Here is an 18,873-nt window from a genome sequence, read left to right as displayed (position 1 = left end):
TCAGAAACTAATAAACGGTTATTGAAATGCAGACAATATTAGGAGCTGGTGGAGTTATCGGGAATGCTCTCGCCAAAGAATTAATCAATTACACAACCAATATTAGGTTGGTTAGTCGCAATCCAAAAAAAATAAATGACACTGACACAACGATGTCGGCAGATTTAACAGACGCCACACAAGTTGATAAAGCAATTGAAGGCTCAGAAATTGTTTATTTAATGGCTGGATTGGAGTATAAAACTAAAGTTTGGCAACAAAAATGGCCAATTATCATGCAAAATACCATCAACGCTTGTAAAAAACATGGTGCTAAATTAGTGTTTTTCGATAACGTTTATATGCTTGGTAAAGTTGATGGTTGGATGACCGAAGAGTCGCCATTGAATCCATGCAGTAAAAAAGGTGAAGTGAGAGCAAAGTTAAATCAGATGATTTTGGACGAAATAAAAGCAGGAACACTACAAGCAATTATTGCTCGGTCAGCTGATTTTTATGGCTCTGATGCTAAAAATAGTATGACTGAATCATTAATTTTTTCAAAACTTGCCAAAGGACAAAAACCATCTTGGTTGCTAAACGACAACGTAAAACACTCTTTTACGTATACAATTGACGCCGCCAAAGGAACAGTTATTTTAGGAAATACAGTAGAAGCTTACAACCAAATTTGGCATTTGCCAACACACCATGACGCTCTTACGGGCAAAGAATTTATGAGCATTTGCCAAGAAAGTTTTCATCAGGGAACTGGACACCAAATCATGGGAAACTTGATGCTTTGGATAGGTGGATTGTTTATGCCAATCGTGAAAGAACTCAAAGAAATGTCTTACCAAAACGAGTTTGAATATTTATTTGATAGTACAAAATTTGAAAAAGCATTCAATTTTAGTCCAACACCTTATAAAGAAGGAATCATTGAAACCGTTAAAAGCTACCAATAGATACTTTATCCATTTTTATGAAAAAGATTATTACTTTATTTACAATTCTTGCTCCTTTTTGGGCTTTTTCTCAAACATCTCCAATTCTTGAATCGTATATTCAGGAAGGTTTGAAACAAAATTTAGGTTTAAAACAAGAACGACTTGAAATTACAAAGTCAGCAGAAAGTATTGCTCAAGCAAAGGCGAACTTTATGCCTAAAGTTACTTTTAATCCTAATTATACATTGGCTGCGGGTGGGCGTCGTTTAGAATTTCCGATTGGCGATTTGTTAAATCCTGTTTATTCAACATTGAATCAACTCACAAAGACCAATAATTTCCCGCAAGTCGAAAATGTCAATCAGCTTTTAGCTCCGAATAATTTTCATGACACAAAATTAAGTTTTCAGTACCCAATTTTCAATACTGACATTAGGTATAATTTACTGATACAGAGGGATTTACTTTCGGCTCAAGAAGCTAAAAAGCGTGTATTAGAAAACGAAATTCGTTATAGCATCACAACTGCATATTTACAATATTTGCAGACTTTGGAAGCCCAAAAAATATTCGACACTTCGAGAAACTTGCTGACGGATTTTGTGAAACTTAACGAAAAATTGGTCAGTAATAATGTAGCTACCAAAGATGTAGTTTATTCGGCCGAATACGAAGTTAGCAAACTCGACCAACAAATAGCGATTTTGGATAAAAACCGTCAAACGGTGAAAGTTTTTCTTAATTTTTTGATGAATCGTGAGTTTTCAGAAGAAATTGCGGCGGATACAAATTTGGTGAATACAAAACTTTTAACCGAAAATTTAACGCAGTTAAAAGAAGACGCTTTAGCAAATCGACAAGAAATAAATCAACTACGAACAAATATCAAAGTTTCGGAATCAGCCATCAAATTGCAAGAAATGAATACTTTTCGTCCGCAAGTTTTTTTGGGTGGAAATGTGGGTTTTCAAGGCTATGGATATACTTTCAAAAACCAAGCGTATATGCTGGGTCAAATTGGCTTGAGCTGGGATTTGTATCACGGTTACGAGAAAAAATCGAAAATTCAACAAGCAAAAATCCAAAAAAATATCCTTGACACTAAACTTGAAGAAATAAAACAACAGATTCAATTGCAAGTTTCGCAAGCATATTTTGACTTGGAAGCCGCAAAAAAATCATTAATTACGGCTCAAGATGGGACAAAAAAAGCTGAAAAATATTTCAAAATAGTAGAGAGCAGATACCGAAATGGACAAGCAATCATGATTGAATACCTGCGAGCGTCTAACGAAATTATTACAGCACGTTTGCAAGAATCGGTTGCAAAGTATGATATTTTGGTCAAACAAGCCACTTTAGATAAAGTTGGTGCTGTCAAATAGTTGTTTTATTAGTGTTAATGCCTTTAAATCAGCTTTTTATTTATGAAAAAAATATTACTTATTCAAGGACATCCAGATGCCGAAAGTTTCAATTTTGCTCTTTATGAAGCCTACAAAAAAGGAGCGATTGCTTCGGGTGCAGAGATAAAAGAAATCATCGTCCGAGATTTAGAGTTTAATCCAAATTTACAATTTGGTTATAGAAAACGCACTGAATTAGAAATAGATTTGCTTGATTCTATCGAAAAAATCAAATGGGCAGAACATTTGGTGCTTTTTTATCCAGTTTGGTGGGGTTCTATTCCAGCACTTTTAAAAGGCTTTTTCGACAGAATTTTCTTACCTGGAATAGCCTACGAGAAAATAGAAAACTCATTGTGGTGGAAGAAACTTTTGAAAGGACAGTCAGGGCATATTGTTAGCACACTCGACCAACCAGCTTGGTATTATTGGTTATATTATGGTCGCCCAAGTTATCATGCAATGAAACAATTAACCTTTCATTTTGTAGGAATAAAACCAGTCCGCACAACAACAATCGGGCCGATTAGATTATCAAAAGATAGCTATCGAGCAGATTGGCTCAAAAAATTAGAAAAATTAGGTTTTGAACAAAAATAAAAAGCTATATATGAAAAATCACATTTTCACAGCAGTTGTAATCGCTACATTATCAGTCAGTTGTGGCAAAAAACAAGAAAAAAAACAAGAAGCAGAAGAGATTTTGACAGTTGAAGTTCAGCCAGTGATGCGTAGAAATTTGAGCGAGCCAATTGTTGCTAGTGGCGTACTTTCGTCAAAATCAGAAATGAAATTGGCCTTCAAAACGGGTGGAATGATTCGTAGAATATACGTTTCGGAAGGACAAGCTGTTAAAGAAGGTCAACTGTTAGCCGAACTTGATTTATCAGAGATTGACGCTCAAGTTCGCCAAGCAAAATTAGGATTAGAAAAATCAGAAAGAGACCTTGAGCGAGTAAAAAAACTCTACGCTGACGAAGCCACAACGCTCACCAATGTGCAAGATGCAACTACAGGTTTTGACGTAGCCAAACAAAGTGTACAAGTGGCCGAGTTTAATCAAAAACTATCAAGAATTTACGCTCCAACCAGCGGTCGAATTCTTCGTAAAATTTCAGAACAAGGTGAATTAATTACGCCATTTGTTCCTGCATTTATTTTAGGAACAGGCGAAAGTGCATACATCGTCAATGTTGGTTTGGCCGACCGTGATGTCGTAAAAGTAAAAATGGGAGATAACGCAACAATCTACTTGGATGCGTACCCGAACGAGCCATTTCAGGCCAAAATTACTCAAATTGCTCAAACTGTAAACCCCGCTACGGGTACTTTTGAAGCTGAATTACAGATTCAGCCTAATGGGAAAAAGCTCATTTCAGGTTTCGTAGCAAAAGCCGAAATTTCAACAGGTAAAGGTGCTTCTACGCTCGCTGTTCCTATTGAATCATTGGTTGAAGCAGATAAAAACAAGGCTTTTGTGTACATTTTGAGAAATAATCAGTCAGTCACAAAAACTCCTGTAACACTCGGACATATTTTTGGAAACAACGTGGCGATTGTTTCGGGTATCAGTGAAGGGATGCAAATTGTTACAAAAGGAGCTAATTTTTTAGGTGATGGAGCGAAGGTAAAATCGCTAACTGCAAATAGTAATAACTGACCGTTTTACTAATTCTCTTTATTAAGAATATGTGATTTTATCTTCTAAAAAATTTAAAACAAAGCCCATTTAGGGTTTGAGATTATGAAATTAGTCGAATTTTCCGTCAAAAATTACCAATTTACAATCATCATTTTTGTGATGATTATGGCAATTGGCGTCAACTCATTACTCAATATGCCAAAAGCCGAAGACCCGACTTTAAAGGCAACATTCAATAGCATTATTGTTGTGTATCCAGGCACATCACCTGCGGATATGGAAAAACTCATCGTTGACCCAATTGAAGACCGAATGTCTGAAATTAGTGATATTAAACGTGTTGTTTCTACCGCCGATGAAGGTGTAGCTAATATTCGGATTGAGTTTCAACATTCAATCAATCCTGACGAAAAATATAATGAAGTAGTACGAGAAATTAATGCCATTCGTAGTAAACTTCCTGCCGATATTTATAGTGTTGATATTCTTCGATTTACGCCAGAAGGAGTAAATATTATTCAATGTGCTTTATTGTCAGAAACGACTCCATACAAAGATTTGCAGGAAGAAGCCGACCGTCTGAAAGATGATTTGTTGCGGGTAAAATCAATCAAAACGGCCGAAGTTTGGGCTTTTCCAAAGCAGCAAGTACGCGTGTCAATTAATTTAGATAAAATGGCACAATTTCGTATTCCATTGAACCGTGTTTTGGGAGCAATTCAATCAGAAAATGCTAACATTCCAGCAGGAAATATCGAAATCGGTAGCCGAAAATTCAGCGTAAAAACTTCTGGAAGCTACGAAAATATTGAAGAAATCAAAAATACTGTCGTTAGTACTTCGGGTGCTACAATTACTTATTTGCGAGACATCGCCGATATAAAATTTGATTACGAAGAAGAAACTTATCTAGCAAGGCTCAACGGAAAACGTGGCATTTTCGTAACTGCAACGATGAAAGCGGGCGGAAATATTTTTAAAACTGGCGAGCAAATTCGTCCAATTATTGATGGTTTTTCGCAGTCATTACCACCAAATATAAAATTTGAACAAAGTTTTGACCAAGTAGAAAGCGTATCGACTCGTTTGTTGGGTTTAGCCCGAGATTTTGGAATTGCCATTTTGTTGGTCTTAATTACGCTTATCCCTTTAGGAATCCGTCCTGCAATTATCGTTATGATTTCCATTCCACTATCGTTGGCTATTGGTCTAACAATGCTTGATTTGGCTGGCTTTGGTATCAATCAATTGAGTGTTGTTGGATTGGTAATTGCCCTTGGACTTTTGGTTGATGATTCTATTGTGGTTGTTGAAAATATTGCTAGATTTTTGCGTACAGGAATGCCACGACGGGAAGCTGCTATCGAAGCTACTAAACAAATAAGTTTAGCCGTTTTGGGCTGTACCGCAACGTTGATATTTGCGTTTTTGCCACTGTGTTTTTTACCAGAATCGGCAGGTGATTTCATCAGAAGTTTACCAATGGCAGTTATTATGACCATTATTGCGTCACTTTTTGTGTCTTTAACAATTGTGCCTTTTCTAGCAAGTCAATTAATGCCACGTGAAGAACATGGCGAAAATATTGTTCTTCGTTTGATGAAAAAAGGTATTGAAGGCTCATATCGTAAAGTGCTTCATAAAGCTTTAGTCTTTCCGAAAACAGCTCTTTTGATTGCAGTTTTGATTTTTGCAGGAAGTTTGGCATTAATTCCTGTTGTGGGAACAAGTGTTTTTCCACGCTCTGAAAAACCGCAATTTTTGATAAATATTGAAACGCCACTCGGCACAAGTTTGACTGAAACAGATAAAGCCGCACGATTTGTAGAAAGTGAATTGTCGAAAAATAAAATCGTAAAAAATTATGCAACGAATGTAGGCAAATCAAACCCACGAATTTATTATAATGTGTTGCCCGTTGGTGGTTCACAAGCCAATTATTCACAGCTTTTTGTTCAATTACAAGATGAGGTTGAAGTTCCAGAAAGAGAAAAATTTATTGATGAATTGCGTGAAAAATTTGATTCTTATGCAGGAGCAAAAATTCGTGTGATTCAGTTTGAGCAGGGGCCACCTGTTGAAGCTCCTTTAGCTGTCAGAATTTTTGGAGAAAACTTAGATTCGCTGAGAGTAATTTCGTACCGTGTTGAGCAAGCTTTCAAAGAAACAAAAGGTACAATTTATGTAAATAATGCTCTTTCTGCTCAAAATGTAGATTTGCGAGTAAATATCAATAAAGATAAAGCTGGAATGTTGGGCATTCCAACGGTTGATGTTGACCGTACTATCAGAATGGGTATTGCGGGGGTAAATCTTGGCACATTCAAACAAAATGATGGCGAAGAAATGGATATTAATGTGAGTTTACCTCGTGAAAATCGACCAAATATGGATGTTTTTTCTAAAATGTTTGTGGCCAATCAAATGGGTAATTTAGTGCCTTTGAGCCAATTAGCCACGGTTGGTTTTGAAACTTCACCTAATAGAATCAACCATTATGATAAAGACCGATATTCAACAGTTTCAGCATTCATAAAAAGTGGATTTTTGATTCCAAACGTAACCAAAGAAGCAACCGCCAAGTTAGCAGCAATCAAATTACCAAAAGGTTATTCGTTCAAAATGGCTGGCGAAGTGGAACGTTCGGCAGAAACTTTCGGTGGACTAGGTACAATTATTATCATAACTATCTTTGGAATCGTTGCTATTTTGATTCTCGAATTCAAGACTTTTAAAAGTATGTTTATAGTACTTTCTGTAATTCCGTTGGGAATGATTGGTGCTATCTTGATTTTACTTTTTACAGGAAATTCACTTTCGTTCACTGCTATCGTTGGAATTATCGCTTTGGCGGGAATTGAAGTCAAAAACTCAATTTTGTTAGTAGATTATACTAATTTCCTACGAAAAGAAAATGGTTTGAGCATTGACGAAGCCATTGAAGAAGCAGGCGAAACTAGATTTATTCCAATTGTACTGACCACCATGACGGCCATTGGTGGCATGATTCCATTAATTATGGAACATTCTCCGCTATATTCTCCTTTAGCGTTGGTTATTGTTGGTGGTTTGATTTCATCATTGATTCTGACCAGAATTGTTACACCAGTAATGTATAAATTATTGCCACCGAGTGTGTGATTCGATAAAAATCGAGAGCCATAAAGTCACTTTGACTCTATAGCTCTCGATTTTTTTCTTACTCAATCAAATGTCCACAAAATTGAGCTTTATTATCCAATATTTTACCTCCTCTACGATAACCTAGTCCGCAAGCTTCCCTTACAAAAAATACGCCAGCTTGATAATAATTTTCTTCCGAATCTTGTAAAAACTCCGTAAAAACCTGAAAAACAGTATTTTGTTCATCATATTCTCCTTCAGTCGAATCAATCTTTAATCCTGATTCTGAAACAATCGTTAGGTTTGCCCCCTCTCGCCCGAAAAGCACTTTTTCTACACAAGTTTTACCCAAAATTGGTTTATCAGATGTTTCGAGCAGAAGAGGATGATTTGGGTAAAGTTCCCACAAAACCTTTAAAATTGCTTTTGATTGAAAAAGCAATGTATAGGCAGGATTCAGAATAATCGCTTTGTTGTTAACGACAATTTGTGTCAAAATTTCACTTAATTCTGGCTCATCCCAACCGATATATTCCCACGGAATAAGTTTGAACCAATAATCGTATTTTGTAAAACTTCCATCGCTTGGATTTTGCTTATAAATTCCTTCAATTGCCGAAAACTCAACATTTTCAATGTATTCAAAAGCCACTTCAAAACCTGCTTCTTTTGCCGCTTCTCCCAAAACCTGCATATTTGTATCGTCTTCAGGAAAATCTTTCATGGTAGAAATCAACAAAGTTTTTTGAAAATTTGGATTTTGAAGATGTAATTCCTTGAATTTTGATACTAAAGTTTCGTAAAGTGTGTTGAATTGTTGACTTTCATCCAAAGAATTTGCTTTCAACGAAGCCCATTGAACAACAGCGGTTTCGGGAATACAAGTGGCAGTATCCGCATTGAATTCTATCAATTTAATGGGTTTACCGTCCAAACCTCCACTTAAATCAAATCGCCCGTAAATGTGCCAATTTGAGTCGTTTTCCCACGAATATTTAACTAATTCAATCAAGTTTTCTGGAATGCCTAACTCCGTAAAACGCTCATTATCAACCACATTTTGAGCAGCTTCAATATACATTTCGTATAAATTATTGGTAGCTTCGTAGTATTTTTCGGCATCATTTTCCGAAATCACTACCATTTCATTGGTAATATACGGTAGTGTATTTTCTCCCAACATCCAATCCCAACCAATATTATTCAGCGATTGTTCAGGTGAAATGGGTAAATCTTTAAATTTCATTTTTAGTAAATTGGTTGTGTTTATGAATGGTGACTTCCGTGACTTGAGCTATGAAAAAATCCGCTTCTACCACCCACTGGGCGTGACAAAGTTGTGCGAGAATTGCCGATGTTTTGGTGAATTGTATTGGAACGGTTAAAAGCATTGGCCGTTGCATAATACGCCATCATTCGGCCTCCACCATAATAATGCCCACGATGATGGCGTGATGTGTCTGTTTTTGAAACGGTATTTCCTTGTTGAGAAATACCTTGAATGTCTGGTCGGTAATTAGCATAATTTGGACTCACTGTTTTGGCCAATAAATAGCCCATGCCACCAAACAAAAGAGCATTGGATAAATTGTTACTTTCACCGATACTTTTTGGATTACTTTTTACTTCATTATCAATCAAAACTTGTACTACTTTGGGCGAAAGTGTATCTTTTTTCCCATCAAGATAAGTCACTATCGCCACTGAACTATCAGCGGGAACTTCGGTTTCGTCAGTAATTTTAAATTCGCCTTTTGAGGTTTCTGTAATAAAAGTTTTTACACCTTTGGTATATACTTCTACTTCCTCGTATTCGTAATCGTTTTCATCTGAACTATTTCCGCAACTTTGAAGGGCAAAACTATTTCCCATGATAGTCAACGCAATGGTGCTGCCGATGGTTATATCTTTAACTTTTTTGATAAAAGATTTTTGGCTAATAGGTGTCATCTTTAAATTTTATAGGAGTTTAGTTAGAATAATGCTGTAAAGGTTTCGGAAATACTGATATTTTGAAAGGTTCTTGGTAAGAATGGTCAAATTCAAGATGAATATGGATAGAAATATTGATGGAACTTGAAATAATATTGAAATATAGCTTAATTTTAGAATTAAGTTGTTTTTTATTATCCAATCTTCCTTGACCTTTTTACATATTTAAACATGAAAAAATTATCTACTTTTTTCTATGTCCGAAGCAATGGTTACCTTGTTTTGGGCTTTTTGGCTCTACAATTTATTTTTTCGGGAGTTATTTTGCCCTATTTTCAAAAACAATTTGACCCAGACCTTTCTCGTGGACTTATGGATTTGAGTTTTGGTTTTACACCCGAACGAGGCTATAGTATAATAGAAAGTTATGGAGAAGAAGGTCGTAAAGTGTATTTTTTCGTTGAATCTTTAATAGATGTGCTTTATCCAATTATTTACACGACGGCTTTTCTTTTATTAACGAGTTTCCTATTTAAGAAGAATGGCTGGAGTAATGGGAAATATGCGTTGCTAAATCTTTTACCAGTTGGGTCACTAATTTTTGATTTATTAGAAAATTTGGGAATTGTACAAATGTTAAAGGCATTTCCAGAAAAAGCTGATAATTGGGCAATGATTGCCTCAAATGCTAGTTTAATAAAGTGGTTTTTTGCAGGAACAACTTTACTGCTTGTCATTGTAAGTTTAATAGCTTGGCTGGTTATTTCGGTAAAGAAAAAAAACGATTAGTATCATAAAAGTTTTTTCTTTGGAAAATATCAATTACCTCAAAATTACACCGATAATGAAGTTTAAATAAATTTTGATAAAGAGTTGAGCAAAGGTTGAAGAAATTTAGAGATAAAATACATTTGTTGTCAAGTTGGCTAGGTGTGATAAAAGAAAAGAGGTAAAAGTTTGATAATCAAACTTTTACCTCTTTATTTGTTGACCCACCAGGATTCGAACCTAGACACACAGTACCAAAAACTGTTGTACTACCCTTATACTATGGGTCATCCTGAACTTCTGAGTGCAAAATTAAGGTTTTTCAAATAACGATGCAAGCCTGTCGCAAAAAAAATTTTATTTTTTTAATTTTCTTATTGAGCCGCACGGCGTAATTCTTCCAAAATAACCTCTTTCATCAACAACTTACGCTTCTGCGTTTGGATGTTTGATTGCGTGATTTTATCTAAATCTGGCCCTTGTGAAACACCTTCGTTACTTTCTATTAATATTTTCAACTCGCCTCTTGCACGAATCACGATGTTTTCCATTTCACGGAATTTCGTCAAGGTTTGTTGTTTTTCGCTCAAATAATTGTAGTTAGGAAGCTTTCTTGTAACAACTTTCATCAAGTAACTTAACTCGAAAATTTTGTCACAAGCAGCCCTAAAGCGTTCTGCCACGTTTCTAACAGCTAAGTGAGATGGAACTTTGATATTTTTCCAGTCATTAAGCATTACTTTCGCTCGCTCGGTTGATGCAAAAATGTCTTTAGCTTCGGCCAATTGCTCGGCTTCTTCCATCATTTTTTGTTGAGCCTCAACACGAGGGTCAACTCTCACTTTTATTTGAATGCCTTTAGCGGCACAGTATTTTTCGTAATAAAGCGTAGTCAATTTTTTGAAACGGCGGAATTCGTATTTCAAACGCTTAGGTGGCACATCGCCCACATTTCTCCACTCAGATTGGAGACGTTTGAGTTCGGCAAAAGATAATTCCCAGTTACCCATTCTGAATAGCATCTCTGCACCTCTCACTAGCTCAACGTATTTTTCCATACGGTCACCAATAATACGGTTTTGTTCTTCATAGAAAGCTTTACGGCGTTGGTAGAAATCATCTAAAACTTCCTTGAAAGTTTGTTCAATTTCGTCCTGATACGGCTTGTCAACTGGTCCTGTTCTAATCCAACGAGTTTTGATGTCTTGTAGTTTTTCGGCCACAATATTCCAGTCCACGTCTTCTTTTGCTTCTTTTGCTTCTTCAATAAGTGCTTCTTTGATAGCAAGGTTGTTGGCTTGGTTTCCTACAATCAGGCTTCGTAAAAACTCTTCTTGCTCATCTAAAATTTTGAGCAATGGAATAAAATCACCTATTCCATCAAAGTTTAGCAAGCGTTTGCGTAGCTGCGTGAGTTTGGTCAAGAAAGAACCCTTATTTTGGGCCTCGGTAATCTCAGATTCCAATTGAGTAACCTTATTTACCGCAATTTGGTAACGGTTAATGAAATACTGGAAAGCCTCTTCTTCTGTGCGTTTTACTTCTCCGATTTGTCGGTCGGGCATATCTAAATAGCCCTTCAAGAATACCTTACCGTCTTTTATGTAAGCATATTCGTTTTCTAATGTTACGCCGTTCATAATAATAAATCACATGGCTTGTGAGTCAGGGATGGTGGTTTATTTGGTAAAATTCGCAGTTTTTTTGTATAATACAAACAGCTTTACCGATATTTGCGTAAAAATTTATTAAATGTAGTAAAAAATACACAACTCGACACCTTTTGTCTATAATTTATCAAAAATTTAATTTATATTTTTTGTTTTAGACCTATTTACGAAAACATTCAACTATGAGCGAACAGATTATCTTTTCGATGGAACGAGTGAGTAAAATCATTCCACCTAGTCGGCAAATTTTAAAAAATATCTATCTTTCCTTCTTTTATGGAGCAAAAATAGGCGTTCTCGGCCTTAATGGTTCGGGAAAATCTACGCTCTTGCGTGTCATTGCTGGGCTTGATAAAAATATCAACGGAGACGTTGTTTTTTCGCCAGGTTATACCGTTGGAATGCTCGAACAAGAACCCAAACTTGACCCAACTAAAACAGTTCGTGAAATTGTTGAAGAAGGCGTGCAAGAAATTGTTGATTTATTAAAGGAATTTGATGAAATTAATGAGGCTTTTGGTGACCCAGATGCCGATTTTGATAAATTACTTGCTCGTCAGGGTGAAGTACAAGAAAAACTTGATGCTTTTGATGCTTGGGAATTAGACACTCGTTTGGAGCGTGCAATGGATGCTTTGCGTTGTCCACCAGAAGATGCTTTAGTCGAAAACCTTTCGGGTGGAGAAAAACGTCGTGTGGCACTTTGTCGTTTGCTTTTGAAGCAACCCGATGTACTGTTGCTCGATGAACCAACCAACCACCTTGATGCAGAGTCGGTGCTTTGGTTAGAAGAGCATTTACGCCAATATAAAGGAACAGTCATTGCAGTTACTCACGACCGTTATTTCTTGGATAATGTGGCAGGATGGATTTTAGAATTAGATAGGGGTGAAGGTATTCCGTGGAAAGGAAATTATTCGTCATGGTTGGAACAAAAACAAAATCGTTTAGAAAAAGAAGAAAAAACCGAATCTAAACGTCAGAAATCTTTACAACGTGAGTTGGAATGGGTCCGAATGGCTCCAAAAGCTCGTCAAGCAAAATCTAAAGCTCGTTTGGCGGCCTATGACAAAATGGTTGGCGAAGATATGAAAGAAAGAGAAGATAAGCTCGAACTTTTTATTCCACCAGGGCCACGTTTGGGCAATAAAGTTATAGAGGCGAAAGGCGTAAAAATGGGCTTTGGCGACCGCTTGCTTTATGAAGATTTGAACTTTAGCTTGCCACAAAATGGCATTGTCGGTATTATCGGACCTAACGGTGCAGGTAAAACTACACTATTTAAGCTTATCACAGGTCAATTACAGCCGCTCGAAGGGTCATTTGAAGTAGGTGAAACAGTGAAACTTTCATATGTTGACCAAGAGCATAACCAACTTGACCCTAACAAATCGGTCTACGAGCTAATTTCTGGTGGAAATGAATGGGTAATGCTAGGAAATCGACAAGTAAATGCTCGTGGTTATGTAAGTCGATTTAATTTCCAAGGTGGCGACCAAGAGAAAAAGGTAGGAATCCTTTCTGGTGGAGAGCGAAACCGTGTGCATTTGGCAATGATGCTCAAAGAAGGAGGTAACCTTTTGCTTTTAGATGAACCTACCAATGATTTGGATGTAAATACACTCCGTGCATTGGAAGAAGGGCTTGAAAATTTTGCTGGGTGTGCCGTAGTTATTTCCCATGACCGTTGGTTCTTGGACAGAATTGCAACACATATATTAGCTTTTGAAGGCGATTCGCAGATTTATTGGTTTGAAGGCAACTTCTCTGAATATGAAGAGAATCGTAAAAAACGTTTAGGAAATGATTTGACGCCAAAACGTATTAAATATAGAAAATTGCAGTAAAATTATTTACAAAAGAGGAATAGGCTTTAAATAAAGTCTATTCCTCTTTTGTTTCAGAAAATCACTTTTTTGCTTCTCTAATAGCACTTTCAAATCGTTGAACTACTTCTTTTACCAATGTTTCATCTTTGGTGTCTAGCGTAAAAGAAGTATTGTTATCATCTTTGTATTCATCTTTTACATTGAAAGAGCCGCTAACCGAATTATCTTTTCCGAAGCCCAAATCCATTTTGATTCTATCAGCTGGAACATCAAGTTTTAGTTTATAAAAACCGTCTTTTTGTTTTTGATAAGAAACCTTTCTCACATCTTTGAGTAACCAACTAATGTTGAAACCCATCGAAAAATTTTCTTCTTTGGTACTGATATTCATTAACATTTTATTTCCTGCAAAGGAAAAAACAGGTTTTGACTTATGCCCATTAACATTCATTTTTCGGTCGTCATCCTCGACAACAAGTTTGTTAAGATAGGAAGATAACCAATCTGTTTGTTGTTTAAGTGCAGTTTGAGCAAATATTTGGGTGAAACCAAGTATTATACCTAATGTTAAAATAAGCTTTTTCATAGTTTTATAATTTTGTTTGTATAGAAGATGCAAAAAAAACTAAAGGGGTTGCGTAGCTTTAATCAAGAACCTTTACTTTTGATAAAAAATCTCAAACTAACTTTATGAAGCATATTTTTCTTTCACTTTTTTCGCTTTTAACTATTTCAAGTTTTGCACAAGAAATTGTCTCAGAACAAGTTTTGAAACACCTTAATAACATTGATACCAATCGAATAAAAGCCCATGTTGCATATTTATCGGATGATAAACTTAAAGGTAGATTACCCGGTAAAGAAGGTTACCAAATGGCAGTTGATTATGTAGTGAAACAATATAAAGAGATGGGTTTAAAGCCTGCAGGAGAAAATGGGGCTTATACTCAGAAAGTTATTTTACGTAAAACTAAGCTAGTCAAAGAAACGGCAAAGTTTACATTGACTTTACCGAACGGAGAAAAAAGAGACTTAACACTCGGAAATGATTTGTCAATTTACCCACATCCAGAGCGGAAATCGGTTGATTTCAATGCTCCACTTGTATTTGTTGGTTCGGGCTTTGATGCTCCACAAATCAATATTCAAGACTATAAAAACCTTAATGTTAAAGGTAAAATTGTAGTGATTTTACGTAGAGTTCCCGAAAACCTTCCTGCTAATGTAAAACTGAACTTACAATATCCTGCTACACTCCAAGAATTTGCCGCAAAAAATGGAGCAATTGGGGTTTTGGTTTGTAATTATACCAATAGCATGGTTCAATTTAAATCTGGAGCAAATAATATGGTTTCCAATGGTGTTTCTGCATCGGTCACTGCAAAAGGAAAACGTACAAGTTCGGCGGCTGTTTTAGGTGGGAAAATATTGGTTGCAGGTGGAATTTCAGTGCCAACACTTCAAGATTTAATGAGAGCCGAAAACAATATGCTTGATAGCACTTGGCAGCAACTCGAAAAAGGAAAATATGTAAGCAAAGTACTGAAAAGCTCAATAAGTGGACACTACGAAAGTACATTTCAAGATGTAATAAGTTATAATGTAATTGCCAAAGCTGAAGGCTCAGATGCTAAACTCAAAAAAGAATTTGTGATTCATTCTGGGCATCTTGACCATCTTGGCATTGGAAAACCAATCAACGGTGACTCTATCTATAATGGAGCTCATGACAACGCTTCGGGAGTAGCCTGTGCCTTAGAAATTGCAAGAATGTATGCAACATTGCCACAAAAACCTAAACGATCGATATTGTTTGTCCTCGTAACGGCGGAGGAAATGGGTCTTTTAGGATCGGGATATTTTACAGCTTTCCCAACCGTGAAGAAGAGTCAAATTGTAGCCGATATCAATACCGATATGCCAACCTTACTCGCACCGCTAGAATCTGTCGCTCCTTTGGGTGCTGAACACAGCAGTTTACAAAAAGTTGTTGAAACAGCCGCAAGTATTGCCAAACTTGAAGTCGAGCCAGACCCAGACCCAAGTGAAGGTCGTTTTGTACGTAGCGACCAGTATAATTTTGTAAAAGCAGGAATTCCAGCTTTACACATTAAATATGGTTATAGATTTAGTAATCCGAGTTTAAATTTAGCTGAAAAGGTAAAAAAATGGAGAGAAGCTAATTATCATAAGCCATCTGATGAAATAACCAATGGTTTTGTTTGGGCAGCAGGAAAAACTTATGCTCGAGTCAACTTTTTGGTGAGCTATTTAGTTGCCCAAAATCCTGTTAGACCAACTTGGAACAAAGGCGATTTTTTTGAGGTAAAAAAGTAAACACGTTTTTATCTTAATTTTTAACTTATCAATCTTAATTTGTCATGGCTCATCATTGTTATTTTAACGGTATAACTACTTCAGTAGAAGCAACAAATATTCATATTACTGACTTAGGTTTATTGCGTGGTTATGGACTGTTTGATTATTTTCGTACTTATAATGGCCGTCCTTTTAAGTGGGATTGGTATTGGGAGCGTTATGAACGTTCAGCAAAATTGATGCGTTTACCGAATCCTATCAGCAAAGAAGATGCTTATCGTGTAGTATTAGATTTAATTAAAAAAAGTGGTTTGGATGATTGCGGTATTAGATTCGTTCTAACTGGCGGATACGCTGAAGATAGTATGACAATGTCGAAGCCCAATTTATTAATCATTAGCGAAGATATTCATCCAGTTAAACCAAAAGAGTATGAAACAGGGATAAAAGTTATTTCACATGAATATGTGCGTGATTACCCTGACTTAAAAAGTACTGATTACAAACATTTGATGATTTTACAACCTGAAATAAAAGAAGCAGGTGCATCTGATGTGCTTTTTTATAAGAGAGGATATATCAGTGAACTAAGCAGAAGTAATATTTTCTTGGTAAAAAATGATATATTAATTACGCCTAATAGAAAGATTTTAAGAGGAATCACTCGTCGATTTGTTTTGGAATTAGCTAAAGAACATTTTAAGGTTGAAGAACGAAATGTAGAATTAAGCGAGTTATTTGACGCAGATGAAGTATTTACAACCAGCAGTACGAAAAAAGTATTACCGATTACTCAAATAGATAAAAAAATAATTGCAGGTGGAGTAGTTGGCTCAAAAACGAAGTTTTTACTTGATTTGATGAATGAAAAAGTAAAAAACTGGTAAACAAATTTATGCCTAAAAATAAAGAAACCTTGTTCGGTTAGAACAAGGTTTCTTTATATAGCTTCAAGAAAATTATTTCTTAGTTGTATCAGCAGCAGCAGTTGTATCAGCAGCAGCAGTTGTATCTACAGCAGTTGCAGTTGAATCTACAGCAGCAACAGCAGTTGAATCTGTTGTTTCAGCAGTTTTAGAAGTACAAGCAGCTAAAGAAGCTACAGAAGCTACGAATAAGATTGCGATGATTTTTTTCATTGTCTTTGTTTGCGGTGTTTTAAGGTTTGAAACGCAATGCAAATTTAAGATAATTTTAAGATACCAAGCAAGTTTTTCTTAAAAAATATTTAAAATTTCCTTAAATACTTTTTAAGAAAACATAATTTCTTGTTTTTGTACAATTTTAACGAACCGAACGAGTCTTAATTTTATCATAAACGCCTGTACTTCTGAAAGTCAGAAATTTGTGGCCATAGTAATTGGCAAAAAAACTGAAGCCCATACCTACAACGTGTGACCCTTTTTCTCGCAAGAAAAGCGATGAATTATGGAAAAAAGGGTTAGCAATATAATCAAATGTGAGTGAGGTAATGGCAACTTGGATTCCCATTGCGACAACAGCAATCAGCAAAAACTTGATTGATTCTCGTTTTGAATTACCAGATTCTTTTGCTGAAAAAGCAAAGATTTTCGTAGGTATAAAACTTACAATAGTTGCGGTCAAATATCCAGCAAAAACACTAAGATTTAGAGCAGGTTTATCTTGATATCCCAAACTTAAAAACAATGATTTATAAGGAATTTGCGACAAGAAGTTAGTTCCTGCTCCTAAAACGGCTGTTAGAAAGAAAGAGATGAAGCTCTTTAGTTCACGATTTTTTATTTTGTTAATTAATTTCACAAATAAATTTAGTCCAGAAAATTTTAAGATTTGTTCCATATAAACCAAAAATTACTACTATTTATTGTTTTATAGTAATTCACGTACCAAATCAGGGAACAAACCGAGTATAATAGAGCCAAGAGTTGTTAGCCCAAGAATTATTTTATATAGAGAAGAAAGTTGAATATTTTCTCCTTCTCCTTCTTTCATATAAGCGGCAATAATAGGCTTGAAATAATAGTAAATCCCAACGGCTGACATAAGAATTGCGACAACCAATAACCAGATATGGCCACGTGAGGCAGCATCAGCAAATACATAAAATTTCCCCCAAAAACCAGCCGTTAATGGAATACCTGCTAAAGAAAGCATCGATACTGTGAGAACTGCTGCTAAAAAAGGATTCTTTTTTGCTAAACCATTTAACACTGAAATGTTTTCATCAGGTCGGCCATCAACTAATTTTTCTTGGGATGCAATAATTAAAACGCCAAAAGCACTAATTGTAGCTAAAGAATAAGCTAATGAATAGAATACGATGGAAGACCCAGTTTTATTGCCCAAACCAACAATTGCTAAAAGCATATAACCCGCGTGTGAGATACTTGAGAAAGCAAGCATTCGTTTGAAACTACTTTGTGCAACGGCTGTGATGTTACTGATGAGTAAGCTCAAAATAGCCATTACAATAATCATTACCCACCAAAAATTATACATCGGCGAGAATGAAACTTCAAGAATTCGATAAATTGCAGCAAAACCAGCGGTTTTAACAATTGTTGACATGAATGTCGTAAAAATTGTAGGAGCTCCTTCGTAAACATCGGGTGTCCAGAAGTGAAATGGTGCTGCTGAAACTTTAAAAAGTAATCCAATAAGTAAAAATGTAACACCAACATATAAAAATACTGGACGAACATCTGTTATCGGCTGTAATAATAAAGTACGAGCGTCTGAAATATTGAATGTATAGTTTGCTCCGTAAAGCATTGCAATTCCAAAAAGCATGATACCAGTTGCAAACGCACCCATTAAGAAATATTTAAGGGCGGCTTCGTTTCCACGGATATTACGCTTATCGCTTCCTGTAAGAATATACATTGAAACCGAAAGGATTTCAACGCCAATAAAGAGCATAATTAAGTTTTGGAAATTGGTCATCATTATTGCACCAACGAGTGAAAATTGCAAAATTGCAAAATACTCGGCAGGTTGTGCATGCTCATCATCAATAAAGCCTTTCGAAAGAGCGATAATCAAAAATGCAGAAAGCAAAATGATTGATGTGAATAAAATCGAAAGATTACTTGCTTCAAGCATATCATAGAAGTATAAGCCAGGTTTATTCCAATCAATCAGATTAGATAAAAATGCAACAGCTACAAAAAGCAAAGAAGCGGGTAAAAGTATTTTCTTTGTTTTTAAAAATCCTAAAAACAAGGTAACAAGTCCAGTAACAGAGAGTACGAGTATTGGATACATAATAATTTT

At 35.8% G+C, this 18,873-nt stretch carries 16 protein-coding genes and 1 tRNA gene; 9 read left to right on the top strand and 8 right to left on the bottom strand.

Annotated features, from left to right (window positions below; all coding sequences use genetic code 11):
* Nucleotides 1-26 precede the first annotated feature (26 nt).
* From MJQ71_RS13945 to MJQ71_RS13925, 5 genes are all read left to right on the top strand, one after another.
* Nucleotides 27-947: an NAD-dependent epimerase/dehydratase family protein gene (locus MJQ71_RS13945; protein ID WP_238807240.1), complete on the top strand. Its 921-nt coding sequence runs from the start codon at nt 27-29 to the stop codon at nt 945-947.
* Between the two features lie 17 nt (nt 948-964).
* Entirely contained in the window at nt 965-2,314 is a 1,350-nt protein-coding gene (locus tag MJQ71_RS13940) for a TolC family protein (protein ID WP_238807239.1), read from the top strand.
* A gap of 42 nt (nt 2,315-2,356) precedes the next feature.
* Nucleotides 2,357-2,935: an NAD(P)H-dependent oxidoreductase gene (locus MJQ71_RS13935; protein WP_238807238.1), complete on the top strand. Its 579-nt coding sequence runs from the start codon at nt 2,357-2,359 to the stop codon at nt 2,933-2,935.
* A 10-nt stretch (nt 2,936-2,945) separates the two neighbouring features.
* Entirely contained in the window at nt 2,946-3,995 is a 1,050-nt protein-coding gene (locus tag MJQ71_RS13930; RefSeq protein ID WP_238807237.1) for an efflux RND transporter periplasmic adaptor subunit, read from the top strand.
* Nucleotides 3,996-4,079: 84 nt separating this feature from the next.
* Complete coding sequence (locus MJQ71_RS13925; RefSeq protein ID WP_238807236.1) at nt 4,080-7,118, top strand: efflux RND transporter permease subunit; 3,039 nt, start codon at nt 4,080-4,082, stop codon at nt 7,116-7,118.
* Nucleotides 7,119-7,176: 58 nt separating this feature from the next.
* On the opposite strand, the gene MJQ71_RS13920 is transcribed toward MJQ71_RS13925, so the two are convergent.
* Nucleotides 7,177-8,346 (bottom strand): glutathionylspermidine synthase family protein, encoded by a 1,170-nt coding sequence (locus MJQ71_RS13920; protein WP_238807235.1) that lies wholly within the window; start codon nt 8,344-8,346, stop codon nt 7,177-7,179.
* A 20-nt stretch (nt 8,347-8,366) separates the two neighbouring features.
* Nucleotides 8,367-9,050 carry a Cj0371 family chemotaxis-regulating polar lipoprotein gene (locus MJQ71_RS13915; RefSeq protein WP_238807234.1) on the bottom strand — a complete coding sequence of 228 codons (684 nt, stop codon included), beginning with the start codon at nt 9,048-9,050 and terminating at the stop codon, nt 8,367-8,369.
* A gap of 213 nt (nt 9,051-9,263) precedes the next feature.
* Between MJQ71_RS13915 and MJQ71_RS13910 the strand changes: the two genes are divergently transcribed.
* Nucleotides 9,264-9,821, top strand: coding sequence for a hypothetical protein (locus MJQ71_RS13910; RefSeq protein WP_238807233.1), 558 nt, complete (start codon nt 9,264-9,266; stop codon nt 9,819-9,821).
* Nucleotides 9,822-10,019: 198 nt separating this feature from the next.
* On the opposite strand, the gene MJQ71_RS13905 is transcribed toward MJQ71_RS13910, so the two are convergent.
* Together MJQ71_RS13905 and MJQ71_RS13900 are read right to left on the bottom strand one after the other, a co-directional pair.
* Nucleotides 10,020-10,090: transfer RNA gene (locus tag MJQ71_RS13905), tRNA-Gln, on the bottom strand.
* Between the two features lie 84 nt (nt 10,091-10,174).
* Nucleotides 10,175-11,440 carry a DUF349 domain-containing protein gene (locus MJQ71_RS13900; protein WP_238807232.1) on the bottom strand — a complete coding sequence of 422 codons (1,266 nt, stop codon included), beginning with the start codon at nt 11,438-11,440 and terminating at the stop codon, nt 10,175-10,177.
* Between the two features lie 212 nt (nt 11,441-11,652).
* Between MJQ71_RS13900 and ettA the strand changes: the two genes are divergently transcribed.
* Entirely contained in the window at nt 11,653-13,317 is a 1,665-nt protein-coding gene (ettA, locus tag MJQ71_RS13895; protein WP_238807231.1) for an energy-dependent translational throttle protein EttA, read from the top strand.
* A gap of 61 nt (nt 13,318-13,378) precedes the next feature.
* On the opposite strand, the gene MJQ71_RS13890 is transcribed toward ettA, so the two are convergent.
* A complete protein-coding gene (locus MJQ71_RS13890; protein ID WP_238807230.1) occupies nt 13,379-13,885 on the bottom strand; it encodes a hypothetical protein in 507 nt (168 codons plus the stop codon).
* A gap of 104 nt (nt 13,886-13,989) precedes the next feature.
* On the opposite strand from MJQ71_RS13890, the gene MJQ71_RS13885 reads away from it, so the two are divergent.
* Together MJQ71_RS13885 and MJQ71_RS13880 are read left to right on the top strand one after the other, a co-directional pair.
* Nucleotides 13,990-15,636, top strand: coding sequence for a M20/M25/M40 family metallo-hydrolase (locus tag MJQ71_RS13885; protein WP_238807229.1), 1,647 nt, complete (start codon nt 13,990-13,992; stop codon nt 15,634-15,636).
* 44 nt (nt 15,637-15,680) lie between these two features.
* The gene (locus MJQ71_RS13880) at nt 15,681-16,505 is read left to right on the top strand and encodes an aminotransferase class IV (protein ID WP_238807228.1); all 825 of its coding nucleotides are present in this window, start codon (nt 15,681-15,683) and stop codon (nt 16,503-16,505) included.
* Between the two features lie 72 nt (nt 16,506-16,577).
* On the opposite strand, the gene MJQ71_RS13875 is transcribed toward MJQ71_RS13880, so the two are convergent.
* The 3 genes from MJQ71_RS13875 to MJQ71_RS13865 form a co-directional block, all read right to left on the bottom strand.
* Nucleotides 16,578-16,757, bottom strand: a complete 180-nt coding sequence (locus MJQ71_RS13875) for a hypothetical protein (protein WP_238807227.1) — start codon at nt 16,755-16,757, stop codon at nt 16,578-16,580.
* A gap of 145 nt (nt 16,758-16,902) precedes the next feature.
* The gene (locus MJQ71_RS13870) at nt 16,903-17,439 is read right to left on the bottom strand and encodes a GtrA family protein (protein WP_238807226.1); all 537 of its coding nucleotides are present in this window, start codon (nt 17,437-17,439) and stop codon (nt 16,903-16,905) included.
* A 30-nt stretch (nt 17,440-17,469) separates the two neighbouring features.
* Complete coding sequence (locus MJQ71_RS13865; RefSeq protein ID WP_238807225.1) at nt 17,470-18,864, bottom strand: NADH-quinone oxidoreductase subunit N; 1,395 nt, start codon at nt 18,862-18,864, stop codon at nt 17,470-17,472.
* Nucleotides 18,865-18,873: the final 9 nt, after the last annotated feature.

The sequence above is a fragment of the Emticicia aquatica genome (assembly GCF_923079645.1).
In the GTDB taxonomy this organism is placed as follows: Bacteria; Bacteroidota; Bacteroidia; order Cytophagales; family Spirosomataceae; genus Emticicia; species Emticicia aquatica.
Note: the sequence above shows the minus strand (reverse complement) of the source record. Positions and strands in the feature narration are given on the sequence as shown.